This window comes from Janthinobacterium sp. EB271-G4-7A, from assembly GCF_020858075.1.
Taxonomy (GTDB): Bacteria; Pseudomonadota; Gammaproteobacteria; order Burkholderiales; family Burkholderiaceae_D; genus Janthinobacterium; species Janthinobacterium lividum.
The window spans coordinates 216813-242620 of the sequence record NZ_JACYMI010000002.1; the positions used below are offsets into that span (position 1 = coordinate 216813).

Annotated in this window: 22 protein-coding genes; 14 read left to right on the forward strand and 8 right to left on the reverse strand. The window is 61.5% G+C overall.

The window, feature by feature from the left end; genetic code table 11:
• Positions 1–35: 35 nt before the first annotated feature.
• Positions 36–1616, reverse strand: coding sequence for an isocitrate lyase (locus IGS58_RS18470; protein ID WP_034784508.1), 1581 nt, complete (start codon positions 1614–1616; stop codon positions 36–38).
• Positions 1617–1953: 337 nt separating this feature from the next.
• Positions 1954–3258 carry an MFS transporter gene (locus IGS58_RS18475; protein ID WP_230522329.1) on the reverse strand — a complete coding sequence of 435 codons (1305 nt, stop codon included), beginning with the start codon at positions 3256–3258 and terminating at the stop codon, positions 1954–1956.
• A gap of 163 nt (positions 3259–3421) precedes the next feature.
• On the opposite strand from IGS58_RS18475, the gene IGS58_RS18480 reads away from it, so the two are divergent.
• Positions 3422–4138, forward strand: coding sequence for an SDR family NAD(P)-dependent oxidoreductase (locus tag IGS58_RS18480; RefSeq protein ID WP_230522330.1), 717 nt, complete (start codon positions 3422–3424; stop codon positions 4136–4138).
• A 3-nt stretch (positions 4139–4141) separates the two neighbouring features.
• On the opposite strand, the gene IGS58_RS18485 is transcribed toward IGS58_RS18480, so the two are convergent.
• From IGS58_RS18485 to IGS58_RS18500, 4 genes are read right to left on the reverse strand one after another with little or no spacing between them, the layout of a single operon-like run.
• A complete protein-coding gene (locus IGS58_RS18485; protein ID WP_230522331.1) occupies positions 4142–4660 on the reverse strand; it encodes a hypothetical protein in 519 nt (172 codons plus the stop codon).
• A 40-nt stretch (positions 4661–4700) separates the two neighbouring features.
• Positions 4701–5432: a DUF1566 domain-containing protein gene (locus tag IGS58_RS18490; protein ID WP_230522332.1), complete on the reverse strand. Its 732-nt coding sequence runs from the start codon at positions 5430–5432 to the stop codon at positions 4701–4703.
• Positions 5416–5937: a DUF1993 domain-containing protein gene (locus tag IGS58_RS18495; protein ID WP_230522333.1), complete on the reverse strand. Its 522-nt coding sequence runs from the start codon at positions 5935–5937 to the stop codon at positions 5416–5418. Before IGS58_RS18495 ends, IGS58_RS18490 begins: the two co-directional genes overlap by 17 nt.
• A 9-nt stretch (positions 5938–5946) precedes the next feature.
• Positions 5947–6441 carry a hypothetical protein gene (locus IGS58_RS18500; RefSeq protein WP_230522334.1) on the reverse strand — a complete coding sequence of 165 codons (495 nt, stop codon included), beginning with the start codon at positions 6439–6441 and terminating at the stop codon, positions 5947–5949.
• Between the two features lie 172 nt (positions 6442–6613).
• Here IGS58_RS18500 and IGS58_RS18505 point away from each other — a divergent pair, with 172 nt between their 5' ends.
• The 13 genes from IGS58_RS18505 to IGS58_RS18565 all read left to right on the forward strand — a co-directional run bounded on the left by IGS58_RS18505 (position 6614) and on the right by IGS58_RS18565 (position 22162).
• Positions 6614–7039, forward strand: a complete 426-nt coding sequence (locus tag IGS58_RS18505; protein WP_230522335.1) for a hypothetical protein — start codon at positions 6614–6616, stop codon at positions 7037–7039.
• Between the two features lie 26 nt (positions 7040–7065).
• Positions 7066–7491 (forward strand): hypothetical protein, encoded by a 426-nt coding sequence (locus tag IGS58_RS18510; RefSeq protein ID WP_070257214.1) that lies wholly within the window; start codon positions 7066–7068, stop codon positions 7489–7491.
• A gap of 97 nt (positions 7492–7588) precedes the next feature.
• Positions 7589–8545, forward strand: a complete 957-nt coding sequence (locus tag IGS58_RS18515; protein ID WP_230522336.1) for a bifunctional helix-turn-helix transcriptional regulator/GNAT family N-acetyltransferase — start codon at positions 7589–7591, stop codon at positions 8543–8545.
• A 107-nt stretch (positions 8546–8652) separates the two neighbouring features.
• A complete protein-coding gene (locus IGS58_RS18520) occupies positions 8653–9291 on the forward strand; it encodes a TetR/AcrR family transcriptional regulator (RefSeq protein ID WP_034784500.1) in 639 nt (212 codons plus the stop codon).
• A gap of 116 nt (positions 9292–9407) precedes the next feature.
• Positions 9408–10214 carry an alpha/beta fold hydrolase gene (locus tag IGS58_RS18525; RefSeq protein ID WP_230522337.1) on the forward strand — a complete coding sequence of 269 codons (807 nt, stop codon included), beginning with the start codon at positions 9408–9410 and terminating at the stop codon, positions 10212–10214.
• A 148-nt stretch (positions 10215–10362) separates the two neighbouring features.
• Positions 10363–12582 (forward strand): TonB-dependent receptor, encoded by a 2220-nt coding sequence (locus IGS58_RS18530; protein ID WP_230522338.1) that lies wholly within the window; start codon positions 10363–10365, stop codon positions 12580–12582.
• Between the two features lie 84 nt (positions 12583–12666).
• Positions 12667–13662 carry an extracellular catalytic domain type 1 short-chain-length polyhydroxyalkanoate depolymerase gene (locus IGS58_RS18535; protein WP_230522339.1) on the forward strand — a complete coding sequence of 332 codons (996 nt, stop codon included), beginning with the start codon at positions 12667–12669 and terminating at the stop codon, positions 13660–13662.
• Between the two features lie 213 nt (positions 13663–13875).
• Entirely contained in the window at positions 13876–16671 is a 2796-nt protein-coding gene (locus IGS58_RS18540; RefSeq protein ID WP_230522340.1) for a type VI secretion system Vgr family protein, read from the forward strand.
• Between the two features lie 18 nt (positions 16672–16689).
• Positions 16690–18981 carry a T6SS effector phospholipase Tle3 domain-containing protein gene (locus tag IGS58_RS18545; RefSeq protein ID WP_230522341.1) on the forward strand — a complete coding sequence of 764 codons (2292 nt, stop codon included), beginning with the start codon at positions 16690–16692 and terminating at the stop codon, positions 18979–18981.
• 58 nt (positions 18982–19039) lie between these two features.
• On the forward strand, positions 19040–20656 hold the full coding sequence (locus IGS58_RS18550; RefSeq protein WP_230522342.1) for a type VI lipase adapter Tla3 domain-containing protein: 1617 nt from the start codon (positions 19040–19042) through the stop codon (positions 20654–20656).
• Positions 20657–20669: 13 nt separating this feature from the next.
• The gene (locus IGS58_RS18555; protein ID WP_070257239.1) at positions 20670–20936 is read left to right on the forward strand and encodes a PAAR domain-containing protein; all 267 of its coding nucleotides are present in this window, start codon (positions 20670–20672) and stop codon (positions 20934–20936) included.
• 84 nt (positions 20937–21020) lie between these two features.
• Positions 21021–21683, forward strand: a complete 663-nt coding sequence (locus tag IGS58_RS18560; RefSeq protein WP_230522343.1) for a hypothetical protein — start codon at positions 21021–21023, stop codon at positions 21681–21683.
• Between the two features lie 44 nt (positions 21684–21727).
• A complete protein-coding gene (locus IGS58_RS18565; protein ID WP_051992096.1) occupies positions 21728–22162 on the forward strand; it encodes a DUF695 domain-containing protein in 435 nt (144 codons plus the stop codon).
• On the opposite strand, the gene bla is transcribed toward IGS58_RS18565, so the two are convergent.
• Positions 22163–23056, reverse strand: coding sequence for a class A beta-lactamase (gene bla / locus IGS58_RS18570; protein WP_230522344.1), 894 nt, complete (start codon positions 23054–23056; stop codon positions 22163–22165). It abuts the gene before it with no gap.
• On the reverse strand, positions 23049–25724 hold the full coding sequence (locus tag IGS58_RS18575) for a hybrid sensor histidine kinase/response regulator (RefSeq protein ID WP_230522345.1): 2676 nt from the start codon (positions 25722–25724) through the stop codon (positions 23049–23051). The genes bla and IGS58_RS18575 overlap by 8 nt, the downstream gene beginning before the upstream one ends.
• Positions 25725–25808: the final 84 nt, after the last annotated feature.

Below are 25808 nucleotides of genomic sequence, written 5' to 3' on the forward strand. Positions count from 1 at the left end.
AGCGGGCCTTCTTACTCTACAACCAAACCAAAAGCTCAGAACTGGTTCATCGTGTTGTCTTTACCAGCCGCCTTCAGCGCCGCTTCGCCGCTGAAGTAATCCTTGTGATCGTCGCCGATGTCCGAGCCGGACATGTTTTGATGTTTCACGCAGGCGATGCCCTGGCGGATTTCCTTGCGCTGCACGCCGGCCACGTAGCCCAGCATGCCCTGGTCGCCGAAGTATTCCTTGGCCAGGTTGTCGGTCGACAAGGCGGCCGTGTGGTAGGTCGGCAGGGTGATCAGGTGGTGGAAGATGCCGGCTTCGCGGGCCGAGTCGGCCTGGAAGGTGCGGATTTTCTCGTCGGCGGCGATCGCCAGTTCCGTCTGGTCGTATTCCACGCTCATCAGCTGGGCACGGTCGTAGGCGGACACGTCCTTGCCTGCCGCTTTCATGCCGTCGAAGATTTGCTGGCGGAAGTTCAGGGTCCAGTTGAACGACGGGCTGTTGTTGTACACCAGCTTGGCGTTCGGGATGACCTTGCGGATTTCGCTGACCATGCCGCCGATTTGCGCGATATGCGGTTTTTCCGTTTCGATCCACAGCAGGTCGGCGCCGTTTTGCAAGGAGGTGATGCAGTCGAGCACGCAACGCTCTTCGCCGGAACCGGCGCGGAACTGGAACAGGTTGCTCGGCAGGCGTTTCGGACGCAGCAGCTTGCCTTCGCGCTTGATGATGACGTCGCCATTGCCCAGCGCATCGGCCGACACTTCTTCGCAGTCGAGGAAGGAGTTGTATTGGTCGCCCAGGTCGCCTGGTTCGTTGGTGACGGCGATCTGCTTGGTCAGGCCGGCGCCCAGCGAATCGGTGCGGGCGACGATGATGCCGTCGTCCACGCCCAGTTCCAGGAAGGCGTAGCGGATGGCGCGGATCTTGGCCAGGAAATCTTCGTGCGGTACCGTGACTTTACCGTCCTGGTGGCCGCATTGTTTCTCGTCGGACACCTGGTTTTCGATCTGGATGCAGCAGGCGCCCGCTTCGATGAACTGTTTCGCCAGCAAATAGGTGGCTTCGGCATTGCCGAAACCGGCATCGATGTCGGCGATGATGGGCACGACGTGGGTCACGTGGCCGTCGATCTTCGCCTGGATGGCTTGCTTGGCATCACCTTGGGCCGCGTCCAGCTGACGGAACAGGCCGCCCAGTTCGCGGGCATCGGCCTGGCGCAGGAAGGTGTACAGCTCCTTGATCAAGGCGGAAACGGCGGTTTTCTCGTGCATCGACTGGTCCGGCAGCGGGCCGAACTCGGAGCGCAGGGCGGCGACCATCCAGCCTGACAGGTAGAGGTAGCGGCGGTCGGTGCTGTTGAAGTGCTTCTTGATCGAGATCATCTTCTGTTGACCGATGAAACCATGCCAGCAACCGAGCGACTGAGTGTACTTGGATGGGTCCGCATCGTAGGCGGCCATGTCGTTGCGCATGATCTTTGCCGTGTACTTGGCGATATCCAGGCCGGTCTTGAACTTGTTCTGGGCGCGCATGCGGGCGGCGGACTCGGGATTGATGGCGTTCCAGGCGCTACCTTGTTGGTCTTTCAAACCAGCAACAGCCTTGATGTCGTCTTGATATTGGGACATGTGAATCTCCTAAAAAGAAAAGCTATGTTTGAGAAAATCGCCGAGTGCGCCACAACGTCTTGTCGAAGCAAACTGCATGACTAAATAGTAGGCCGATTCGCGCCGATCTTCAAGTCTTATATAAGACATATAACTTAAATTTAATCGTTCTTTTTCAACGACTTAATTATAATTTTTCAGGATGTGAAATGAATTTTCAAAAAGTGAGAGCATTAATGGATGAGTCTGCCGTTTGAAATCCCGCGATGTGAAACGCCTTTTCAGATTTTGGTGCAGCGCGACAAATCGGCGCGAAAAAAAAGCCACCCGAAGGTGGCCTGGGCCGCTGGCGGCTGATCTAGCGTCCCACGGTCTGCCGCTGGTCCTTGATGAACAGCGCCGTCAGCATGCCCACCACGCACACGCCGATCACATAATAGGCGGGACCCAGCACGTTGTTCTTCAGCATCAGGGTCACGACCACGGGCGTCAAGCCGCCGAAAATCGCGTACGACAAGTTGTAGGAAAACGACAGTCCCGAGAAGCGCACCTGGGCCGGAAATGCTTGCACCAGCACGTAGGGCACGGCGCCGACGACGCCGACGAACAGGCCCGTCATCGCGTACAGAGGCAGCAGCAGGTCGGGGCGCGTGCCGACGGTGGTGTAGAAGATATATGTACTGATGGCCAGCAGCACGGAGCCGACGAAGATCACGCGCTTGCCGCCCAGGCGGTCGGCCAGCATGCCGGCGATGATGCAGCCGAAAGCCAGGCACAGGGTGGCCACGGTATTGGCGACCAGGGTGGTGCGCGGCGCGATGTGGTGGATCTTTTGCAGCAGGGCAGGCGTCATCAAAATGACGACGACGATGCCGGCCGACAGCATCCAGGTCAGCAGCATCGACACGACGACGGCGCCGCGGTGGCTGCGCAGCACGGATTTCAAGGGCATTTCCGTCGCCAGGGCCTTGCGCTGCTGCATTTCGGCAAACACCGGCGTTTCATGCAGCCAGCGGCGCAAATACATGGCGCCGAAGCCGAAGATACCGCCCAGCAGGAATGGATAGCGCCAGGCGCCATCGGTGATTTCTTGCGGCGTGTAGACGGTGTTCAAGCCCGTCGCCACCAGCGAACCGAGCAGAATGCCGACGGTCAGGCCGGCCGTCAGTACGCCGCAGGCAAAACCCGTGAAACGGCTGGGCACGTGTTCGGAGACAAATACCCAGGCGCCCGGCACTTCGCCGCCCACGGCCGCACCCTGGAAGATGCGCATCAGGAGCAGCAGCAGCGGGGCGGCCAGGCCGATGGTGGCGTAGGTGGGCAGCAGGCCGATCAGCAGTGTCGGCACGGCCATCATCAGGATGGACAGGGTGAACATGCGTTTGCGGCCCAGCAAGTCGCCGAAGTGGGCCATGACGATGCCGCCCAGCGGACGCACGACGTAGCCGGCGGCGAAGATGCCGAAGGTTTGCAGCAAGCGCAGCCATTCCGGCATTTCCGGCGGGAAGAACAACTGGCCGATGGCGTTGGCAAAGAAGACGAAGATGATGAAATCGTAGAATTCCAGCGCGCCACCGAGGGCGGCCAGCGACAGGGTTTTATAGTCTTGTTGGGTGAGGGGACGCGTTGCGGCGTTGCTTGCGGCGGTGTCGGAAGTAGGCATGTGTCTCGTTCTTGTGTGTTATCGGAGATTGCCAGATCTAGCATACGCATTTCCGCCGCGTGAGTAAATGCTGTGACAGGCGCGCGCGTAGGGGGAGCCGCCTCAGCTGTGCTTAATACAACGCCGCTATCATCGGCGTTGACTTCATTGGAAAGGACACAGTATGCATATCATGATCGTGGGCGCCAGCCGGGGCCTGGGACGCGCGCTGGTGGACGGCTTGCTCGCTGACGGACATGCCGTTATCGGCGTATCGCGCCAGCAACCTGCCGACTTGCCCGCAGGCCAGGGGACGCAACTGCAATGGATCGCGGCGGACCTGGCGGCGCCGTCGGAGGCCGTCGAACGCATCGCGCGTGCAGCGCCCGCCGCGCTGGACGCGGTGATCTATAACCTGGGCGTGTGGGAAGAAAAAGCCTTCTGCGACGAGTATGCTTTTCTCGGCGATGCGGACGATGCCATCGTCGACATGGTCAATACCAATATTACGGCGACGATATTGCTGCTCAAGCGCCTCGTGCCCCGCTTGCTGGCCAGCAGCAAGCCGCAACTGATACTCACGGGCTCGACGTCCGGCCTGCGCCAGAGCGGCCGCCCGGAAGTGACGTTCAGCGCGTCGAAATTCGCCCTGAACGGCATCGCCGATGCCTTGCGTGAAGGTTTCCGCGAACAAGGACTGGCCGTGACGGCGCTGCAGCTGGGCTACTTGAATACCTACGACGGCTTGTCCGTGCCGCTGGCGGACGCCGCCGTGCGGGGCGAAGGCGAGCTGATTCCCGTGCATGATGTCGTCGCCGTCGTGCGCACCTTGCTGAGCTTGTCGAATGCCTCGTTCGTGCGCGAACTGGTGATGCCGGCGCTGCGCGACGAGCGTTTCTGACTCTTAAGCGTCCTTGCCGTAGACTTCGGACCAGCCGAGATGCTCTTCCAGCCATTCGTCCACTTCCGAGCTATCCATGTGCATCAGGGCGGCGCCCAGCCGCAGCTTGCCCTTGGCCAGGGCCAGCACGGCGAACACGGATTCCAGCATGACGGGATCGAGCTGGCCCTGCAAGTCGCGCGCGGCGATGGCGGGCAGTTGCGCCCAGGCATCGCGGTAGCTGTCGGCCAGCCAGTCCGGCAGAGGCGGATTGTGCTGGCGGTGGCGCTCGATTTCAATCAGGGCGATGAGCGCATAGAAATCTTCCTCGCGCGACTCGGCGCCGCCCAACATGTGCACGAGCTGGGGCACGGCAGCATACGAGGCGACGCCCACGTCGCCCTGGTGGTGCAACTCTTCCCATAGCTCATGCCAGACGTCTTCGCCCGCCAGCATGGCCTTGAGCGCCTCGGCCACGTCGTAAGGTACGCGGTAGCCGCCTTCCAGGGTGGGCCAGAGGGGATCGTCGAGTGATAACAGCATGGTTTTCCTTGATGGGACAGCTCGGCTGAGCAAACGCGCACTATACAAGCACCCGGCGCACGCAGCGCGCATAGCCGTCAAACTCGCGCGCGTTCTGATAGGCGACGCCCGTGTCAAAGTCCTTGCACCAGGCTTCGTCTTCGATGTCGCCCGGCTCGCTCGACCAGTGCCAGTTTGGCCGGAATGCATCTTTCAATGTCGCATACAGCAAGGTCTGCTCGCGCCGATCCGGCAAGCTGTGGCCCAGGCTGGCGGCCCAGTCTGATGCGGCTTGCCACGAGTTGTACTCCGACTCGAACTTGTCCGGCTGCAACAGCAGATGGTAATCGGGCGCGCCATCCGTGCCGAGGATCAGCCCGGCATAGCGTTCGCCCTGCCGCAAAGGGACGGGCGCGGCGGCCGATGGCGGCAGCGCCACCCGGCGAACGGCGCAGGCGCGGCCCGAGTAGGTCTTGCGAAAGTTGTACTGGGTGCCGTTATCGAAATCGTGGCTCCAGGCCATGCGGGGCAGGATGGCGTCCGCTTCCGACGACCAGTACCAGGCGTCCGGGAAGACGTGGCGCAAGTTGGCGTGCAGCAGGGCCAATTCGCTGCGCGTCGGCAGGCAGGCATCGCGTGCCGCGGCCCAGTCGAGCGCGGCTTGCCAGGGCAGGGCATCGGCTTCGCTGGGCAGCAGGAACAGCCGGTAGCCGGCGCCGCCAGCGTGGCCAGGCATGATGCCCGCGTAGCGCTCGCCGTCAATGGCGCCCTGGTGGTTATGGCTGGCGCGCATACGCAAACATATGTTGTACATACTCGGCCTTGCCAAGCGGCACGCCGTTATGGCGCAGGATGTTATACGCCGTCACCAGGTGAAAATAGAACTGCGGCGTGGCCCAGTTGAGCGCGTATTCCTGGCCCGCCATGTCGAAGGTCAGGCCACCGGCCAGGGTGATCGACACTGGCTGCTGCGCGCCAGCGTCGATGGCTGCACGGTCCGCCGAAGCGAGCATCGCCAGGGTGTCGTCGATCAACGCCTTGGCTTGCGGCATGTTGGCGGGCGTGGCGAGTCGGGGCAGCGCTTGCTGTGTCAGCCGGCACACGGCTTCCTGCGCCTGGGTACACGTGAATTCCACCTGGCGCGCCAGGGTGTGCATGTCGGGCGCCAGCCGCGCGTCGAGCAAATTTTGGGGATCGAAACCCAGCGTCTGGGCGCGCTCCTCGCCTTTATTTAACAGCGTCGTCAGGGAGCGCAGCATCTGTGCAAAGCAGGGGATGGTAATGGCGTAGACCGACATGCATATTCCTCAAGTAATGATATTGACAGGGAGTGGAAAGGCGCCCGGCCTTGACGGTTGCCCCAGTACGCCAGGGCAATGGTCGAACCAGCCGTCGTCTTCTTCCTGTGCAATAAAGGCCGCGATCAGCGCCTGATGCGCCGGTGGCGTGGTGGCCAGCACGGTGTTGAAGCAGGTGATGGTCGAGGCGCTGGGCGTGCCGGCGCCGTTGGCGATACCGACGAGAAATTCTCCAGCCCAGTCGGGCAGGCTGGCGATCAGGCGCGGCAGTTCGTGTAGTAGTGCCGTGCAATACACTGTTTCACCGAAGCGCCAGGCGGCGCGGTTGGCCGTCTGATAGGCGCCGTAGTCGTGCTCGGCCTGCACAGATTGAAAAATGGCCAGTGCGTAGTGCGCGCCTTCCGCGCCCGTCAGCGCATCGAGCATGGCGCAGTAGCGCTGGAAGCGCCGATGGGCCTCATCGGGCGGCGTGGAGGTATCGTCATCCTGGACGATGTTACCCACAATTAAAAGTTCGGCTTTCCAGAGTTCAAAGGCGGTTGGCATGGCTGTGACTGGCGAGAGTGGCGGCGGCCATTATTATGCCTCGCTCATTGGTGTTTCAGCGTGTTAATTGAACATGTTACAGTCCGCCACTGCCGCCAGCCTGGCGCGGCTTTGCCTGGATCAATGACCGATGCCCACCTGGACTTCCCCGCCACAACTCGTCGCCCTTGCCGCCTTTTATGCGCAGGCGCAAGCCCATCCGGAAACGCTCAGTGATGCTGTCTTCCTGGAAAATGTGAAAAACGCCCACTGGCCCACCAATTGCTGGAATTATGCGGAAGCGTCGTTCGCCATCATCGCGCCTGCCTGCCTGCTGCGTCCGCATCTGACCGCCGAGCTGATCATCTTGCCCATCGACGCCATGATCGCGGGCGGCCTGGAAGATGCGGGGCAAGTCATCGCGATTGGCCTGGCCTGCGCCACGCGCGACGCGCCGTATGTGGCGGTGAGCGAGGAGGGCAAGCGCTGGCTGACGCAGGTGTGGCCGACCTTGGACGAGATGGCCGGGGCAGTGTTCCGAGCCAGGCTGCAAGCGGCGCTGGCCGATGAAGATTGATATAAATATAAACTGAAAGGTTACTCATGATTGCAGGAAATTTCTTCCCTCCCGACTATAAAACTTTTCCTTTCGAGCAAGGAGACCTGCTGCTTTCCCAAGACGAGGGCGGCAAGTTTTCTGTTTCCAAGGTCTTGAAGATAGATACAGTCGAGGTCGGCCGCGGCGAGGCGATTTACATGGGCGGCAAGGACATCGTGGCAACGGAGGACGATTACCTGCTGATCATCGGCTGTGCATACGGCGAATACGAGTTCGACTCGGCCGAAGAGGCGCAGGCCGCTGCGCTGGAAGGCAGCTGGACGGTCAGGATAGGCCACGCTCCGAATCGCAGTCCGGGCGCGGCGGAGGGGCAGTCATTGATAGGCCATGAAGCTGTTCATGAAAGCGAACTGGAGGGCTACCATCTGTGGAAAGAAGCCTTTGATGCGGGCAAGGCTGGCGTGTTTTGACTTCGACGTGCCTGTCGTGCGGCGAATACTTCTTCTTGACCAAGGAAACTGGTTTACGTTAGGGTATACGTAACTACTTACATATATCCTGCCAAACATGTCTTCCACCCTGCAAACCTATGGCTCCCTGATGCTGGCCAGCCGCCTGCGCCGTCTTTCCGATCAACTGTATGCCGGCGTCGATACTAGCTATCTGGCGGCCGGTGTCGAGCTGACGTCGCGCTGTTTCCCTTTGTTATTGCTGCTGCGCGACAATGGCCCGACGGCGATCACGGCCCTGGCCGCGCAGATCGGGCAGACGCACCCTGTGGTGGTGCAGCTGGGGCGCAAGCTGCTCGATGCGGGCGTGGTGGCGGAGATGCCGGACGCCAAGGATGAACGGCGCCGCCTGCTGGCGCTGTCCGACGCCGGGCAAGCCTTGCTGCGCAACATGGCGCCCCTGTGGGACGATGTGCGCGCGGCCGTCGATGTGGTGTTCGAGCAGGGCGCGCCGCAACTGATGGCCAGCCTGGACCGGGCCGAGGCGCGCCTGCAATCGCAGGGATTCGGCGAGACGATCGCCACCTGTCGGCGCCAGCGCGAACGGGCTGCCGTGGAGATCATCGATTACGCGGCGCAGTACGGAGCAGATTTCAAGCGCCTGAATATCGAATGGCTGGAACGCTATTTCTATGTCGAGGCGCTGGACGACAAGGTGCTGTCCGATCCGCAACGCTCGATCCTCGACGACGGCGGACAGATTTTCCTGGCGCGTTTGGACGGCAAGATCGTCGGCACTTGCGCCCTCATCCACGCCGGCGATGGCAGTATCGAGCTGTCGAAGATGGCCGTCACGCCCGAATGCCAGGGCCTGGGCATCGCGCGCTGGCTGATCGAACGGGCTTTCGATGCCTTCGAGGCCAGCGGCGCGCAATTGCTGTTCCTGGAGTCGAACAGCAAGCTGGCGCCCGCCATCCGCCTGTATGAAAGCAGCGGCTTTACCCACGTGGCGCGGCCCGCCGGCGACGCCCATTACCAGCGTGCCGACGTCTACATGGAGTGGCAGGGCAGGTAGCACACGCGAGGGCGCCACGCGGCGCTCCCCATCGGCCGTCTCCCGCGTTACAATACGCGCACCCATAACGGAACCCAGGTTCCACTATTTCGAGACGCCGACGCCGCATGCCTTCCTTCCCGATGCCCTTCCCGCAGTTGATCGTTCCACCCGAGCCCACCCAGGCGCGCAGCAAGCTGGCCTTCGAACGCCTGCTGCTGGTGGGTGAACAGTTGTTGGCGGAAAACCGTTTCGATGAAATCGGCGTGGCTGACCTGGCCAAGCTGGCGGAAACCTCGGTGGGTACGTTTTACCGTTTATTGGGCGATAAGGACACCCTGAGCCGCTTGCTGCTGCAGCGCTTTTTTTCCGACATGGTGGAAAAGGTCGAGACCCTGACGGAGCTGCGCCAGTGGGAAGGGCGCAGCCTGGAAGAGTTCATCCGCGCCATGGTGGCCATGTTCGTGGCCGTCAACATGGGCCGGCGCGGCGTGTTGCGCGCCCTGATCACCCGTTGCTCGCAGGATGCGCAATTCCGCGACAAGGTGCACCAGATCAACCATCTGATCTCGCAGCGCACGGTGGCCGTGCTGGCCAGCAAGTCGGCCAGCATCCGCCACCCGAACCCCACGCAGGCGATGATGGTGGTGCCGCCCGTGCTGCTGGGCATCCTGAACCAGCACGTGTTGTCGGGCTCGCTCTCCTTTTTATCGGCCGCCGCGCTGGAGGATGAGCTGGTGCGTGTTGCTTTAAATTACCTGACTTGAGATATTTAGCGATTTAACTTGAAATCGGAATTCGGATTCCGTATTATGTTTTCCAACAGCAGGAAAATATATTCCTGCACCTGAACACAAAGCATGTTCAACAGCAAGGAGACAGAATGCGGCGTCACACGACATCCGATGTTCCATTGCATTACCTCGACCTCGATCTGGGCACCGAGACAGGGCAGGGCGATCCCGTGTTTTTGTTGCACGGCCTCGGTTCCTGCGCCGAAGACTGGCGCCCGCAAATCGACGCCCTCGGCAGCAGCTACCGCCTCATCGTGCCCGACCTGCGTGGCCATGGCGCCAGTCCCGCGCCAAATGGCGACTGGCAGATCGGCGACTTCGCCAACGACCTCTTCAACCTGATGGACCAGCTAGACGTGCCGCGCGCGCACATCGTCGGCTTTTCCCTGGGCGGCATGGTGGGCCTGGAAATGGCCAACCGCGCCCCCGGCCGCGTGGCCAGCTTGTGCCTGATCAATTCCCAGCCATTCCAGGGCAGCAAGCCGGTGGCGCTGCTGTTTGCCTACTGGCTGCGCCGCACGGTGATCGCCACTTTCGGCCTGAAAGCCATGGGCAAGATCATCGGCAAGAAACTGTTTCCCGATCCTGCCCAGCAAGCCCTCGTCGAGCGCTTCGCCACGCAGATGGCGGGCATGGACAAGCGCGCCTACCTGGCGGCGCTGGACGCCATTTTCCACTGGGATATCGACATTCATTTCCAGGCCCTGGCCATGCCCGTCTTCATCATGGCGGCGGACCAGGATTACACGCCCGTCGCCAGCAAGCGGGCCTTTGCCGCACAGTTTCAGCAGTGCGAGATCGAGATCATCGCGAACTCGCGCCACGCCACGCCTCTGGACCAGGCGCAGCGTGTGAATACCTTGTTGCAGTCCTTCCTTACTCTACATTCAAAATAAACAGGCCACTCGCCGCACGGGCCGAGGGTCGGGAAACAGTCATCGCAGGGCAGGTGCTCGCATTGCGCGCGCGGGTACCGTTACGTCTTGCGATTCTGGAATCCGGCCGTCTTCCCTGGCGGTAAGCAAGCCTGACATTGGAGACGCTATGAAACTTGCTTTGAAATTGATGCCCGCCGCCCTTGCCGTTGCCGGTGCCTTCAGCTTTTCCACCCAGGCCCTGGCACAGGAGGCCACCACGTCTGGCGCCGCCAGCGCCCAAAGCGCCAGCGAGGCCAGCGATGCGAAAGAACGCATGGAAACCGTCACCGTTTCCGCCCGCCGCCGCGAAGAGCGGCTGCAGGACGTGCCGCTGGCCGTCACGGCGTTTTCCGCCAAGGCCCTGGAACGGGCGAATATCCAGAACCTGGCCGACTTGCAGGAGCGCGTGCCGAACCTGACCGTGTACGCTTCGCGCGGCACGAATACCACCCTGACGGCCTTCATTCGCGGCGTGGGCCAGGCCGACCCCGTCTGGGGCGTGGACCCGGGCGTGGGCATATATTTTGACGATGTCTACATGGCCCGTCCGCAAGGCGCCCTGCTCGACGTGTTCGACGTGCAGCGCATCGAAGTGCTGCGCGGTCCGCAAGGCACCTTGTACGGCAAGAACACCATCGGCGGCGCCATCAAGTACATCTCGCGCCCATTGGCGAAGGAAAACGGCGCCTCGGCGGAAGTGGGCATCGGCAACTACAACCAGCGCAACTTCAAGGCCGCCTTTAACCTGGCCAACGAGAACGGTACCTGGCGCGCGCGCCTGGCAGCTGCCAAGCTGGACCGCGACGGTTTCGGCCGCAACACCTTCAATGGCGAACAGGTCAGCGACCAGGACAGCACGGCCGCGCGCCTGTCCGTCGGCTATTTTCCGCAGGACATCCCGCTCACCGTCGTGCTGAGCCTGGACGCCACGGACGACAAATCGGGCGTGCGCGGTTTCCAGCGCATGGGCGTGAGCGCCTTCGATCCGCTCAAGCGGCCGGCCAGCACGGATGCCTATGACATCCAGAGCGGCATGCCTGGCAACAACTTCACGCACAACCGGGGCGGTTCGCTGGTGGCCAATTACACCTTGTCAAATGACTGGTCCGTCAAAGTGATCGGCGCCAAGCGGCGCAGCACGTCCGAGCAAACCATCGACTTCGACGGCTTGCCGCTGCCCATTGCCGACGTGTTCGGCGACTCGCGCGACGAGCAGAAAAGCCTGGAATTGCAGGCCTCGTACAGCGGCGACTATGGCGCCGGCGTGATCGGCCTGTACCGCTTCGAAGGCATGGCCGGCGGCGGCATCTACAACAATTTCCTGGGGCGCCAGTTCACGGCCGCCGTCAGCACGGTGGAGACGGACAGCACGGCGCTGTACACGGACTGGACCTGGCCGCTGGGCAAGGTGTGGAGCATCAATGCGGGCTTGCGCCACACGCGCGAGGAAAAGCGGGCCATCGTGCTCAACCGTGCTTTCGCCGACGTGGGCTTTACGCGGCCTATCCAGACGGCGGCCGACTTCGACAAGTCCTTGTCGGTCAGCAATACCTCGCCGAAACTGTCCGTGCGCTACGAAGCGTCAAAGACGACGAATTTCTACAGCAACCTGTCGCGCGGTTTCAAGTCGGGCGGCTACAACGTGCGCGCCAACAACCTGGTGGTGCCAGACTCGGCGCGGCCGTACAAGGATGAAAAACTCGACGCGCTGGAAGTGGGCATGAAGTACGCGGCGCCGGACGACACGTTTGACGCCAACGTGGCCCTGTTCTACAACCGCTACAAGGATATCCAGTTGTCCGTGTTCACCAGCTATGTGCAGCCGGGCGGCGTGCCGGGCTTCTATGGCGACTTCACGAATGCGGGCAAGGCCACCGTCAAAGGCGCCGAGTTCGAATTCTCATGGCGTCCCAACCGCCAGTGGGAAGTCAACGGCTTCCTCGCCCTGCTGAGCGCCGGCTATGACGAGTTCATGAGCGGCGGCAAGAATATCGCGGATACGCAAAAGTTCAGCAATACGCCAGCCCGGCAAGTGGGCTTGAACCTGACGCGCACGGACCGCGACGTGTTCGGCGGCGCGCTGCGCAGCATGGTCGGCTACGGCTACCGCAGCAAGGTGTATCCGACCACGGACTTGAGCGAAACCCTGGCGCAGGGCGGCTACAGCATCTGGACGGCTGGCGTCGTGTGGGAAGCGCCGAAGAACTGGACCTTCAGCTTGCATGGCAGCAACCTGGGTAATAAACGCTACCGTACGGATGGCTACAACATTCCCGCCGTGTTCATCCTCGACGGTTTCTATGGTCCGCCACGCCAGATCATCGCCAAGGCTGGCTACAAATTTTAAGAAGTTGTAGAAGTGCCGGCTTGACGGGCGTCAAGCCGGTTGGTTGTCGCTGTTTTCGTCGTGAATAATAATCAGGAGACTGGCATGGCAAATCTGCATCAACAACTGCGTCATTTATTATCTGCACTGATCACCGCCTGCGGCTTGCTGGCCGCGCTGCCGGCTGCTGCCGGGCAGTGGGATTTCGGCCTGTACGCGAGCCTGTGGGGTACGCGTGAATACCAGGTCTGGCTACCGAGCAACTACAACGCCAACACGCCGCTGCCCGTCGTGTTGATGCTGCACGGCTGCGGTTCCGAGCCCAACAGCATGGCCGCCGTCAGCCGCTACAACCAGCTGGCCGACAGCGAAAACTTTATTGTTGTCTATCCGCGCCAGAACGCCACGGCCAATCCCATGCGCTGCTGGAATTTCATGTTGCCGCTGAACCAGGAGCGGGGTACGGGCGAGCCGGCCGTGCTGATGGGCATCTTGAACAAGGTCAAGAACAAGTATGCGGTGCAGGACAGCCGCGTGTATGTGACGGGCATCTCGGCCGGTGGCGCCATGGCTTCCATCATGGCCGCCTGTTATTCCGATGTGTTCGCCGCCGTGATGGTGCATTCGGGCGGCATGTACAAGGGCGCCATCGGCATGATCACGGCTGCCGACTCGCTGTTCAACGGCAGCTCGTTCGACCCGAAAGTACGGGGCAAGGATGCCTGGCGCTGCTCCGGTTCGCCGCGCCGCCTGATGCCGACAATGGTGTTCCATGGCACCTCGGACATCGTCGTCAATCCCGTCAACGGCGAGCAAACCATCGAGCAATTCCTGCAGACCAGCGATTATGGCGACGATGGCCTCGACAATGACAGCGTGCGCTACCGTGCCGACAGCATCGTGCGCCAGACGGTGCCGTACGGCCGCAGCTATTCCATCGACACGTACCTGCACAACGGCGCCGTCATCGCGCAAAAGTACACGGTGGAAGGCATGAACCACGCGTGGAGCGGCGGTCCTCCCGGCTGGCCGTTCAGCGATGAGCTGGGTCCGGACGCCACCGTGATCAGCTGGAATTTCTTCAAGAATTACCAGCGCTGATGGGTTGAGAAACTTGCAGCTTGTACAATGGGGCGCAGTGATTGCGCCCCATTGTGCCGCTCAAGGCCCGTCCTGCTGGCCAAGCGGCAAAGGTTGACGGAAGTTATGGGAACCTTGTCGGGTTCTTACTAAATATCAAGTATTTCCTTGCCATCCCATGGCATTGTCGGTTCTCCAGCTTGATGAGATGCAAGCGCGCATGAGGAGAATGCCATGGACGGTGACGAGTCGATATCGGGTGCCCAGCGTCCCTTGCGCCTGCGCCTGGGGGTATCGCCCAAGGTGCCCGCCGATGTGCTGATACCGCAGCGTATCGCCGGCAGCGAGGCCATCTGTGGTGGCGTCGAGTACCGTGTGCTGTGCGTCTCGACGCATGCGGACTTGCCGCTGAATAGTTTGATCGCCTTGCCCGCCGCTATCGATATCGTTACCGACCAGGGGCAGCTGCGCAGTATTTGCGGCATCGTCGCGCAAGCGAGTGCCGGTGACAGCGATGGCGCGCTGGCCAGCTACCAGCTGGTGCTGGAGGACGCCTTCGCCATCATGGAAAAGCGCTGCAATACGCGCGTCTTCCGGCGCCTGACGGATATCGAGATCGTCAAGACCCTGCTCGACGAATGGATACGCAGCAATACCGTGCTGGCGCACGCCTTCCAGTATGCGTTTGCCGATTTCTTCGAAGCGCAGGCATACCCGCAGCGCGAATTTGTCATGCAGCACAATGAGTCCGATGCGGCCTTTGTGCGGCGCCTGCTCAAGCGCAGTGGGGTCGCCTGGTTTTTTCGTGCCGCAGACAATACGGATGCACATGCCGAGCCGGCGCATACCCTGGTGCTGTTCAACCATGCCGACGGCTTGCGGAAAAACATGGCGGACACCGTGCGCTATCACGCGGACCGCGCGACGGAGCAGCGCGATACCCTGACGTCGTGGAGCGAAGTGCGCAAGCTGCAGGCGGGCAAGGTGACGCGCCATAGCTGGAATGAGGAACACCCGCGTGCGCGGCCGTTCATGACTGCCGATGCCTTGGGGCGGGGGCAGCAAGGCATGCATGGCAATGCCATTGCCGCCACCCTCGATGATTACCGCGTGCTGCCGCCGCGCGCGGGCGCGGATCATGAGGCTTTGTGCCAGCTGGGCATGCTGGCCATGCAGCAGCACGATTACGAGAGCCACTGCTTTCACGCCGAAGGCAGCGTGCGCGACCTGTGCCCAGGCGAGTACTTCAGCCTGGCCGAGCATCCCGATATCGACGCCTTGCCAGCGGCCGAGCGGGATTTTGTCGTCACGTCGCTGCAGGTGGCGGCGCAAAATAATCTACCCAGGGAGCTTGCCGTCAGGGTGGAGCGCCTGTTTGCGCGCAACCGTTGGCTGGCCGATGACGGATCGCTGCCGCAGCGCGAGCTGGCGGCGGCGGTGGACGATGGCCCCTTGCGCATGCATATTGAACTGGCTGCCGTGCGGCGCGGCGTGCCCATCGTTCCAGCCTACGATCCGTGCATCGACCTGCCGCCAGTTCCCATGCAAAGCGCCGTGGTGGTGGGGCCTGCGAATGAGGAAGTCCATTGCGACGCCATGGGGCGGGTCAAGGTGCGCTTTCCCGCCACGCGCACGCTGGATCACGAGCATGCAGGCGGCACGGGCGCCTCCGACACGGATGCCGATTCGGCCTGGGTGCGCGTCGCGTCGAGCTGGGCGGGTAACGGTCCCGGCAGCATGCTGCAATGCGGCTATCTGGGCTTGCCCCGCGTGGGCAGCGAAGTCTTGCTGGCCTTTCTCGGTGGTGATCCGGACCGGCCCATTATCGTGGGCCAGTTGTACAACCACAACGCGCAGCCGGCTGCCTTGAGCAAGGCAGGCGACTTGCCCGGCAACCGTTATTTGTCCGGCATGAAGAGCCGCGAAATCAAGGGCACGCGTGGCAACCAGCTGCGCTTTGATGATGTCCACGGACAAATCAATACCCAACTTGCCAGCGATCATGGTTCCACCCAGCTCAACCTGGGCTGGCTGACGCAGGACCGGCGCAATGGCCAGGGCGATGCGCGGGGCGAGGGCGCTGAATTGCGCACCGACGAGCAGTTGGCGATGCGGGCGGGCAAGGGCATGCTGATTTCCGCCTGGAAGCGCCTGAACGGCGATGGCGGCCACATGGCGCGCAGCGAATATCTGGGCTTGATGGAAAACTGCCTGGAATTGTTTCGTTCGCTGGGCAGCTATGCGGCGACGCATCAGGCACTGGAACAGGAAGATCACGCGCAGCAGGAGTTGCAGCACAGCTTGAAAGGCTGGGAAGGCGGCAGCAATACGGCGCCCCGTGCCGAGTTGGGTGGGGCGGCGGCGATAGCCGTCACGGCGCCCGCCGGCATCAGCTTTGCCAGTTCGAAGGCTATCGTCAGCTACGCCGCCGGCAGCATCGATACCGTGGCGCAGCAGCACCTGCAGGCGGTGGCTGGCCAGCGCTACAGCGTGAATGCGGGCAAGGGTATCTCGCTGTTTTCCCACGCGGACGGCATCCGCGCCATCGCCCACCATGGCAAGTTCCTGCTGCAAAGCCAGCATGACGACATGGAACTCAATGCGGCGAAAAACCTGAAGCTGACGGCCAGCGAAGGCAAGGTGATTGGCATGGCCGATGAAATCGTGTTGATTTCCAAGCACGGCGCTTTCATCCGCATCGCCGACGGCATCACCTTTGGCAGCAAGTCGCCGCTGCAGTTCAATGCGCCCAACTTTGTCTTCAACGACCCGCAAAGCATGGCAGTGCAATTGCCAAGCTTTGCCGAAGGCAAGGCCGATCAGCAATTCATCTTTCAGTACGCGGGCGACGACAGTGCCGTCGATGGCGTGCCGCCAGCGCCGCAATTGGCGCCGCAGGCGCACTTCGCCGTGAAGCTGGGCGATGGTTCGGCGGCCGATGGGCGCAGCGATGGGAGCGGCAAGACGGACGTGCTGGAGCGCGCGGCAATGCACCTGGCCGCCATCGAAGTATTCAACAACAAGGATTGATGAGGCCAGGAGAGTGCGATGGGCAGCTATCCGAAAGTACCGTACGTCGTGGGTGAGGACGTGGCGATCCTGCATTGCGAACGCAGCGTGTGCAAAAAGGTCAAGATACGCCGCAACCTGCCGGGAAATGTCATCGTCATCCATGGCGTCAACGATGTGGGCGTCAGCTACAAGGCGGTGGAACATGGCTTGTGCGAAGGCTTGACGCAAAGGCTGGGGCGCGGCTTTACGCCAGCTTCTTACCGCATGCCCGTGGCGGCGGACAAGGACAGGCTGGAAGACGATCCCGACGCCGTATTCTTCAAGCGCACGATAGCCAAGGACACCGATAGCCCCGTGATTCCGTTTTACTGGGGCTACCGTGAAGTCGAAGGTAAGACGAGTATCGTCAACGGCCAGTTTGTCGACCGTTACGGTAACCGCCTCGACAAGGACCTGTCCAAGGAAGGAGGTCCCTTCGGCAACGCCACCAGTAATTTGCCCGATATGTGGCGTCCGGGAATCTATGCGCCAGCCGATCCCATGGGGGATGCCTTGCGGCCACTGAGGACGGCGCCTGGACGCATGTACATGGTGCTGGCGGCCCAGCGGCTGGCCGCGCTCATTGCCATGATTCGCGATTACGATGCGGATGATACCGTCAGCATCGTTGCGCATAGCCAGGGTTGCCTGCTGTCGCTGCTGGCGCAAGCCATGTTGATGGAGAAGGGACTGGCGCCAGCCGATAATTTGATACTCACGCATCCGCCGTACAGCCTGGTGGACAGCCTGCCTCTGTTGATGCGAGGCGCTGCCTGGTTCGATGGCGGTGAGGATGCGGCGATGAAGCCCTATTACCATTTGCTCAGTGGTGCGCAGACGCTGGGTGCGCGTCTGAAGACCTTGGTGAATATAGTTGCCGGGGTGGCGAAGGGTAACGGTCAGCCCTGCATGCCGCCGTTTGCCGACCTGAAGAAAGACGAACATCGCGGCATGGTCGGCGGCCGCTGGCAGAGTGCAGAGGACCGCGACAATCGCCGCAAGGTCTATCTGTATTTTTGCCCTGAAGATATGACGGTGGCGCTGGATAATATCCAGGGCATAGGATGGGATGGCGTGCCCGATTATGCCTCGGGAAGTGAATTGATAGAAGAAGAGGAGACATCCAGTCTTGATGGGTACAGTATCTCCTCCGGGCATACCAAGATGGTGGAGCACAAGCAGGTACGCGGCGCGCTGGCGGAACTGGGCGGCAGGTTTTATCAGCGGGTATTCAGCAACAAGACCAGACTGGATCCGGCTACGGGAAAGACCACGGTGTCGTTGGTTGGGAGACCGCCGCCTTTTGATTTTCCACTAAGGCTCGCGACAGAAAGCGAACAGTCCCATGTGGAGGTTTCCTTGCGTAGTCATCGTGCGCTACACAAGGCGGTGGCGTGGCCTGTCAATACCAGGTTGAGCAAGGCGGAACAGCGCAATGGCGTACGCACCATCACTGGCGAAGCGTTGAAACAACCGGTACCGGCCGACTTGCGTGGCACCTCGCAAATTGATCCCGCCAATATTCCCACAACGTCCATGATGCGAAACCGTAAACCTGAAGATCAGGGACCTGTGGAAGAAGTCGATCCCTGCGATGCGTCGGTAGCACCGACCAGCGGAAGCGGCATGCAGATACGCAGCGAATATCGTCCTGACCCGGGAGGTTATCAAAAGTTTCCCGAAAGGGAAGAATATCTCAGTCAACGAGAGTTGGCATTGATGACGGCAAGCTACAACAAGGAAAAAGGACTGCACGTGAAAGACAAGCGGGATCAACGCGAAGTTGTTTCCGCGAAACGCTACCCAGACAGCAAGGTCGTGGCACAGATTCAGGAAAGCCCGAATGAGTCACGCTTGCGCTGGCAACGTGAGGTGAGTCCAAGATCCTTCCATAGTTCCATCATCGGCAGCGCGAAGAATCACAGCCAGGTGACGGCGTATGACGTGGCCATAGGCAGTGGCAAGGCGTCGTCAGATCCGCAGTTTTATGCATATCTGTGTGCGGTGGCGGATTGGCGAGTGAAGATTCTGAAGAAAGGTGAGCAACCGAGAGACGGAATACTATTAATGCATCGATTTCGTGCTTTGTATTCTTCTTATCTGGATGTTGAGCCAGCATGGCGGCAATCAATTATTGAAGGGAATATTGGCTATTACAACAGCGGAAGTTTGCCTGCAGGACTTCCATTACTGTCGGGCGCTTTATGGAAGATTGTCGTATCGCAAACAAAAAATATGAAAATAGTGGCCGAAAAAAAGATAAGTAGCGTGTCCAAGACGCATCGATAACAGATGATTTGAACTGACTGTGCTTCCTTCGGAATTGCTGACTCAAAAGGTGAGAACTATGATGATGCTTCGTTGGTTGGGGATATCGATAGTTGTTGTAATTCTATTTGCTGGCTGGTTATGGCTAGGCGCCGCATCTAAGAGTCAGGCACGTGAAATTGCGTCACAGTTGCAGGCGCAACAGAAAAAGCTGCCTTTGGAATTAGGACGAGAGTATGTGCTGGAAGTGATCGGATTTGGCGTGACGTTGGATAAATATCGGCAGGGTAAATTGTGGGAATCCTTACAAAAGGGAAGTGCTTATACCAGCATACGTGAGCAGGATCCGACGAAGTATCCGTGGAAAGGGATGGATAAGGATGGGCAAGGGGGAGGCCGAGCCTGCGACGCATTGGAAAACGGCGTTAATTTCACGCCCATGTATTGGGGCTTGCCATCGTTTTATGCTGGTTCTCCCATTCTTGATCCTGATGAGCAGCCCAGTTTGTACGAGCCGATGGCCGGACTGGTAGCAGGTGCATCGACAATTGGTCTGCCGGCACATTTATTTTCCATAGGACCTTGGAAACTGGATGAGAGACCGGATCGCTTGTTGATTGAAGTCTTTGAATTTTTCGACCAACATCCAGAGCTGCCTTATGTTGTTGTACATTCCGAAGATAGTTTGGGTACGCGCGATGGAGGTCGCAAGCCGGGTGATGCAATGAAACTAAAGGATGGCTATTACGTCCCCGAGATGCCCGATACCACCGCCGTGTTTGTGTTGGCGCGCCGCGAAAGAATAGATCCTTTGCGTCCTTACGTATGGGAGGATCCCGAGAATAAGTTTGTACAGGGGCAATTCAAGGCCATGTATTACGATTTGAAGAGTTCATTGGCCAGGCCAGTCAAATCAATATGGTCCAGTTTTAGCATGTCTCGTCAACCCACCGTCGCCGAATGGCTCGACGCTGCTGCCGCCTTCGCCCAGCGGCCCGATATCCGCGGGGCGGGCTTGCATACTTTCGACAAACTCAACCCCTGGGAAAATCGTCCCCCGCGTGACTGGAAACCGACGCCTTGGTTTCCCATTCCGTGGAACCGGGAACAGATGGAAACCTTTGACCGTTTGCCCTCGTTCGGTTTCGTGCATCGGCCCGTGTTTGTCAAATTTGCGGATGAAGAGGGCAAGCCCGTCACGCGGCGTGACCAGCGCCAGAAGATGTTCAATGCAGGCTGGCAGCAGGCGCTGCAGACCTTGCCGGAAGCAGAGCGCGGCAAGGGGGCGGCGCGCATCGTGGCAGGGACGGGAAACCAGCCCGAGCAGTTACTGATGTTGGAAAGCATGCTGCACGACTACGCGTCACAGGGTGGACCGGAAATCGACAGCAGCAAGAGCGCGCAGTTCATCAATACCGACCATCGCCTGGGCAATACCGGTGCGGCGACCTGGTTCATGCAGATGGCCATTGGCGTGATGGGCAGCTATCGCGATGGCGGCGCCAGTGCGGCGATCAATCTGCGCGACAATAATGAAGCGAGCATCATCTTCATCACGCCGCCATCGGACACCAAACGCCGGCAGCAGGATGCCAATGGCGATATCTTCCGCAGCCGCGTCACGCCGGCCGTCGATCCGGCCAACTACGCGGCGCCATCGGTGGAAGCCATCCTGGAAAGCCAGGCGGGGCAATAATTCGGGAGGCAGCATGCGCAAAGTCATCCGTTTGGGCGACGCCACGTCGCATGGCGGCAAGGTGCTCAGTTGTGCCGCCACGCATTGTACGGTCAACGGGATTCCTGTCGCCTGCGTCGGGGATTTGTGCAGCTGCCCCATCAAGGGACATCAGGGCTGCAAGATTGCCAGCGGCTCGTCCCGGCACAGCATCAACGGCATTGCCATCGCCTTCGAAGGCGATACCACCACCTGTGGCGCCAAGTTGCTCGCTGGCGGCGCCACCTTGCGCACCTCCTGACGCCGCGTCCGCCTGCCATTTCCCGGTAACTATATAATCTGCGCTTGGGCGATACCCGCCCTGGACTCAGATTGAAGGAATGCCATGCCAGGATATTTCGTGCGCCCCTTGGCGCTGTGTGTAGTGTCGGCCATGTGCCTCTCTGCCAGTGCCGCCGAGGCGGTGGCGGTGGATGCGCAGCAGCGCGCGTCCTTGCTGGAATTTTATGCGCAGCAATATCCGGACGAGCCGGCTGCACGCACCGTGTTCGAGAGCGTGCCCGTGGTGGGGGGACGTGGCAGCGAAGTGGTGGGCAGCGTGGAAACGTCGCCGTATCGTGGACATGGCGCGCTGTGCCGTACGCAGCGCACCAAGTTCGTGCTGCACGGCGAGGGCAAGCAGGCGCGCTGGCAAGAGGCGGGCATGGAGTATTACGCCTGGCTCGACCGTGGCGCCTGCCGCGCGGTGGCCGAACCCGTGCGCATGCTGCAGCGCGTCCCCGATGTGGAACTGGAAGGCGTGTTGTTGTACCAGAAGCCGCTGCTGGAGCGGGCGCGATTATTGATGGCAGGTAATACGGCCTGCGCCCCGTTGCGGGCGCTGAAGTTTGCGCTGGCAGCTGTCGACGTGGGCACGGCCGCACCGCGTGCCGAAGAGCGCTATGCGCTGGTGTTCAAGAGCGACCGCGACAGCTACGCCCGCGTCTGGCTGCGCAAGAGCGGTGCCCAGTATGACGCGTGGAATGTGACTTGCCCGCCAGTGCTGTAGACTGCTCGCCCTTTGCCCGATTTCACTTTTTGACTGTTGCAACCATGAACGAAAATTCCACTTCCGCCCGCAGTTGGGGCACCATCGTCACGCATAGCGACGAGATGGCCATCATCTACCGCTATGTCGACGCCTTCCATGACGACTGGGACCTGTCGTCCCAGCCGGACCGCATCATCATCGCCTGGCGTTACGAGGACGAGACGGGCATGCCCGCACCGAACGAGCGCGAGCACATGGAAGAGCTGGAAGCGGCGCTGGCGCCCGTGGTGGAAGAAGACGGCTTCGCCACCCTGGCCCTCGTATCGACGGGTGAAAATCTGCGCGAATGGATTTATTACACGCAGTCGGGCGAAGAATTCTTCAATCGCCTGAACACGGCGCTGGCGCCGCGTCCAAAGTTCCCGATTGAAATCCGTAGCGCGGCCGACCCTGCCTGGTCCACGTATGCGGGCTTCATGGCTGCGCTACCGAAATAATCAGACCAACGCGGCCGTCACGATCCGCGTGGCGGCCGTGATGATGTCCTGATTCGTGTCCGCTTTTTTCTGTTCGCGCGTGTAGTACACGGCGATCACCAGCGGCGCGCCGCTGGCCGGGTAGGCCACGCCGATATCGTTGACGCTGCCATACGCGCCCGAGCCCGTCTTGTCGGCCACCTGCCAGCCGGCCGGTACGCCGGCGCGGATGCGTTTGTCGCCTGTCGTGTTGCCGCGCATCCAGGCGTCCAGTTGCTGGCGCTGCGGCGCTGGCAAGCTATTTCCCAATAACAATTGCTGCAAGCTGTGCGCCATCGACGCGGGGCTGGCCGTGTCGCGCACTTCGCCGGGGATGGCGCTATTCAATTCCGTTTCCCAACGCTCCAGCTGGAACACCGTATTGCCGATGCTGCGCGCAAACGCCGTCACGGCTTGCGGCCCGCCTAATAATGTCATCAAGAAATTGGCCGCGCTATTGTCGCTGTACTGCAAGGTGGCGGCGCACAGATCGGCCACGTTCATGCCGTCGGCCAGATGCTTTTCCGTGATGGGCGAGTAGGTGACCAGGTCTTTTTTCTCGTAACGCACGTGCTGGTCCTGCAAGCCCGGCTGGCTGACGCTGCGGGCCAGCACGGCGGCCGCCAGCATCGCCTTGAAGGTGCTGGCCAGGGGAAATCGTTCGTCGGCGCGATAGGCAACGCGCAGGTCGCTGCCCTGGCGCCAGGCGGCAACGCCGAGGCGTCCGCCGGCGGCCTGTTCCAGCGCGGCCAGTTGTGTCTGTGCTGCGGCGATGCTGGTGGCGGGCGCGGCAAACAGCAGCGGTGCCGGGCACAGCAGGGCGGCGCCGCCGGCCAGCAGGAGGTTGCGGCGGACGTGGTTCAGGGATTCAGTCATGGTTTGTGGGAGTGTTGGGAGTGGAAAGGGCGGCCAGCAGTTCGCCGATGGCGAGCAGGTTGGCCGGTTTGGTCAAATGGTGGTCGAAGCCGGCCGCGCTCGATTGACTGCGGTCGTTTTCGGCGCCCCAGCCCGTCAATGCCACGAGCACGACGTTGGCGCCGGCCGGTATCCGGCGCAGCGTGCGTGCCACTTCATAGCCGCTCATGCCGGGCAGGCCGATATCGAGGAATATAACGTCTGGCAGGAATTGCGGCACCAAGGCCAGGGCTTGCGCGCCATCGTGGGCCACTTGCGCGGCATGGCCCATCATGTCGAGCACGGCGGCGAGGGTATCGGCCGCATCGACATTGTCGTCGACCACCAGCACGCGGAAGTGCGGGCCGCCGGTGGTGTTGGCAGGCGCAGCCAGTACGGCAGGCGCCTTCGCTTCCTCCTCCAGCAGTGGCAGGCGCACGCTGAAGGTGCTGCCCAGGCCGGCGCCTGGACTGGCCGCCGTGGCGCTGCCGCCATGCAGCTCGGCCAGGCGCCGCACCAGCGACAGGCCGATGCCCAGGCCGCCCTGAGCCCTGCCCATGTTCTGCCCCACCTGTGTAAACATATCAAACACGGTCGTGATCGATTCGGCGGGAATGCCGACGCCGCTGTCTTTGACTTCAATCAATGCCTCGTTGCCATCGCGTAAGGCGCGCAAGCTGATATGACCGCCGGCAGGTGTGTACTTGGCGGCATTGTTGAGCAAATTGCCCAGTACTTGCGCCAGGCGCGTGGGGTCGGCCTCAAGCGGCAGCGGCTCTTCAGCAAGTTGCACCTGCAACTGGTGGCGGCCCGCTTCGATCAGCGGCATGCTCGTTTCCACGGCGCCCGCGATGATGGTTTTCAAGTCCGCGCGTTCCAGCTTGAGTTCGATCTGGCCCCGCGTGATGCGGGCCACGTCCAGCAAGTCGTTGACCAGATGCACCATCTGATTGACTTGCCGCTCCATCACGTCGCGCACTCTCGCCACGGTGGCGGGCTTGTCGGCGGCCAGGCGCATGATCTGCAAGCCGTTGCGGATGGGGGCCAGCGGGTTGCGCAGTTCGTGCGCCAGGGTGGCAAGGAATTCCGTCTTGCGCCGGTCCATTTCGGACAGGTTGTCGGCCAGCTGGCGCAATTGCTGCTCAGAACGCTTGCGCTCGCTGATGTCGCTGAACAGCACCGTCAGCAGGCGGCTGCCGGGGCCGCCCAGGCGCGCGGCGAAGACTTCGAACCAGCGTTCCATGGCCACGGCTTCGTTTTCGTAGCGCACGGGTTCGCCCGTCTTGACGACCTGCTCGTACAGGTCGAACCAGTGCTGGTCGTGGTCGGGCACGAAGCTGCGGATGGTCTTGCCGATGGCATTGTCCAGTCCCGATTGCTTGACGAAGGCGGCGTTGCCTTCCAGGTAGCGGAAGTCGACAGGGCGGCCTTGTTCGTCGTACAGCATTTCGATGACGCAAAAGGCCTGGTCCATCAGCTCGATCAGGGTGCGGTAGCGTTCCTCGCTGCGGCGCAGCGCATCTTCCACCTGTTTCTGGCGCGTGATGTCGAGCAGGACGCCGGGAAATTGCAAGGGCGTGCCATCGGGGGCGTATTCCGCGCGGCCCCGCGCGATGACCGAGCGGTACTGGCCATCGCCGGCAGCGACGCGGTAGCTGGCCTCGAACGGCGCGTGTGCGTGCAGCGCCTGGGCAATCTGCGCGCTGACTTGCTCGCGGTCATCGGGATGGATGATGTCCAGGTAGCGCGCCAGCGGCGCCGCCGTCGCCGCATCGGCATTGACGGGGAACAAGCGTGCCAAATTGCTGTCGGCCGTGACCCGGTCGGCCACGATGTCCCAGTTCCAGGTGGCCACTTCGCCGGCCGCCAGGGTCAGGCGCAGGGTTTCCTCGTTCTGCTTGCTGGTCGTCAGGTCGAGCGAGATGCCGGACAGGGCGATTACATTGCCGGCGCCATCGCTGGCGCAGGTGCCGCGCATGTGCGCCCAGTGCAGCGATCCATCGGGCCAGCGCACGCGGATGTCGATTTCGAAATCGCTGGCGCTGGCGATGGCGGCGTGCACCACCGCCTGCCAATGCTGCAGGTCGCCGTCGAGCATGGCGCCCGTCAGTTGCGCGTAATCGATGTGGCTGGCAGGCGGCAGGCCCAGGTTGGCCTTGAAGGCATCGGAGGCGGCCATGCTGCCGCTGCCCAGGTCGATTTCCCACGTGCCCATGCGACCGCCCTGCATGGCCAGGCGCAGCCGCTGTTCCGTCTGCCGTTGCTGCGTCACGTCGCAATGCGAGCCCAGCCATTCAACGATGCTGCCGTCGGGCGCCAGCACAGGCAGCATGCGCACGAGCATGTTGCGGTAGGCGCCGCTGATGTGGCGCAGCCGGTATTCCGCTTCGAACACGCTGGTCAGGTGCGACGGCATGACGTAAGGCAAGTTGCGGTCGTCGGGATGCAGGGCATTGACCCAGCCGCGACCCAGCAGTTCGGCCTCGGTCTGGCCTGTGAAGGCGCGCCAGGATGGCTGGTCGGCATCGAACTGGCCGAAGGTTTTCGTGCTCCAGACGATGTCGCAATGGGCGCTCAGCAGTAAATGCGCCGCCTGGGCGGCGACGGTGGAGGACGGGGCGGCGTTGCTGGGCTGGCTGGGTTCTGGCATGGAGGTGATGGACGATGGTGCAGGGGGCCCCGCCGCACCGGAATGGGGCGGCCTGGCAACTCAATTCTGGCGATATTACAACTA

What these genes read in the sequence shown, in the direction of transcription:
- IGS58_RS18470 (WP_034784508.1), bottom strand. Translation starts at nt 1,616, where the DNA reads ATGTCCCAATATCAAGACGACATCAAGGCTGTTGCTGGTTTGAAAGAC.
- IGS58_RS18475 (WP_230522329.1), bottom strand. Translation starts at nt 3,258, where the DNA reads ATGCCTACTTCCGACACCGCCGCAAGCAACGCCGCAACGCGTCCCCTC.
- IGS58_RS18480 (WP_230522330.1), top strand. Translation starts at nt 3,422, where the DNA reads ATGCATATCATGATCGTGGGCGCCAGCCGGGGCCTGGGACGCGCGCTG.
- IGS58_RS18485 (WP_230522331.1), bottom strand. Translation starts at nt 4,660, where the DNA reads ATGCTGTTATCACTCGACGATCCCCTCTGGCCCACCCTGGAAGGCGGC.
- IGS58_RS18490 (WP_230522332.1), bottom strand. Translation starts at nt 5,432, where the DNA reads ATGCGCGCCAGCCATAACCACCAGGGCGCCATTGACGGCGAGCGCTAC.
- IGS58_RS18495 (WP_230522333.1), bottom strand. Translation starts at nt 5,937, where the DNA reads ATGTCGGTCTACGCCATTACCATCCCCTGCTTTGCACAGATGCTGCGC.
- IGS58_RS18505 (WP_230522335.1), top strand. Translation starts at nt 6,614, where the DNA reads ATGCCCACCTGGACTTCCCCGCCACAACTCGTCGCCCTTGCCGCCTTT.
- IGS58_RS18510 (WP_070257214.1), top strand. Translation starts at nt 7,066, where the DNA reads ATGATTGCAGGAAATTTCTTCCCTCCCGACTATAAAACTTTTCCTTTC.
- IGS58_RS18515 (WP_230522336.1), top strand. Translation starts at nt 7,589, where the DNA reads ATGTCTTCCACCCTGCAAACCTATGGCTCCCTGATGCTGGCCAGCCGC.
- IGS58_RS18520 (WP_034784500.1), top strand. Translation starts at nt 8,653, where the DNA reads ATGCCTTCCTTCCCGATGCCCTTCCCGCAGTTGATCGTTCCACCCGAG.
- IGS58_RS18525 (WP_230522337.1), top strand. Translation starts at nt 9,408, where the DNA reads ATGCGGCGTCACACGACATCCGATGTTCCATTGCATTACCTCGACCTC.
- IGS58_RS18530 (WP_230522338.1), top strand. Translation starts at nt 10,363, where the DNA reads ATGAAACTTGCTTTGAAATTGATGCCCGCCGCCCTTGCCGTTGCCGGT.
- IGS58_RS18535 (WP_230522339.1), top strand. Translation starts at nt 12,667, where the DNA reads ATGGCAAATCTGCATCAACAACTGCGTCATTTATTATCTGCACTGATC.
- IGS58_RS18540 (WP_230522340.1), top strand. Translation starts at nt 13,876, where the DNA reads ATGGACGGTGACGAGTCGATATCGGGTGCCCAGCGTCCCTTGCGCCTG.
- IGS58_RS18545 (WP_230522341.1), top strand. Translation starts at nt 16,690, where the DNA reads ATGGGCAGCTATCCGAAAGTACCGTACGTCGTGGGTGAGGACGTGGCG.
- IGS58_RS18550 (WP_230522342.1), top strand. Translation starts at nt 19,040, where the DNA reads ATGATGATGCTTCGTTGGTTGGGGATATCGATAGTTGTTGTAATTCTA.
- IGS58_RS18555 (WP_070257239.1), top strand. Translation starts at nt 20,670, where the DNA reads ATGCGCAAAGTCATCCGTTTGGGCGACGCCACGTCGCATGGCGGCAAG.
- IGS58_RS18560 (WP_230522343.1), top strand. Translation starts at nt 21,021, where the DNA reads ATGCCAGGATATTTCGTGCGCCCCTTGGCGCTGTGTGTAGTGTCGGCC.
- IGS58_RS18565 (WP_051992096.1), top strand. Translation starts at nt 21,728, where the DNA reads ATGAACGAAAATTCCACTTCCGCCCGCAGTTGGGGCACCATCGTCACG.
- bla (WP_230522344.1), bottom strand. Translation starts at nt 23,056, where the DNA reads ATGACTGAATCCCTGAACCACGTCCGCCGCAACCTCCTGCTGGCCGGC.
- IGS58_RS18575 (WP_230522345.1), bottom strand. Translation starts at nt 25,724, where the DNA reads ATGCCAGAACCCAGCCAGCCCAGCAACGCCGCCCCGTCCTCCACCGTC.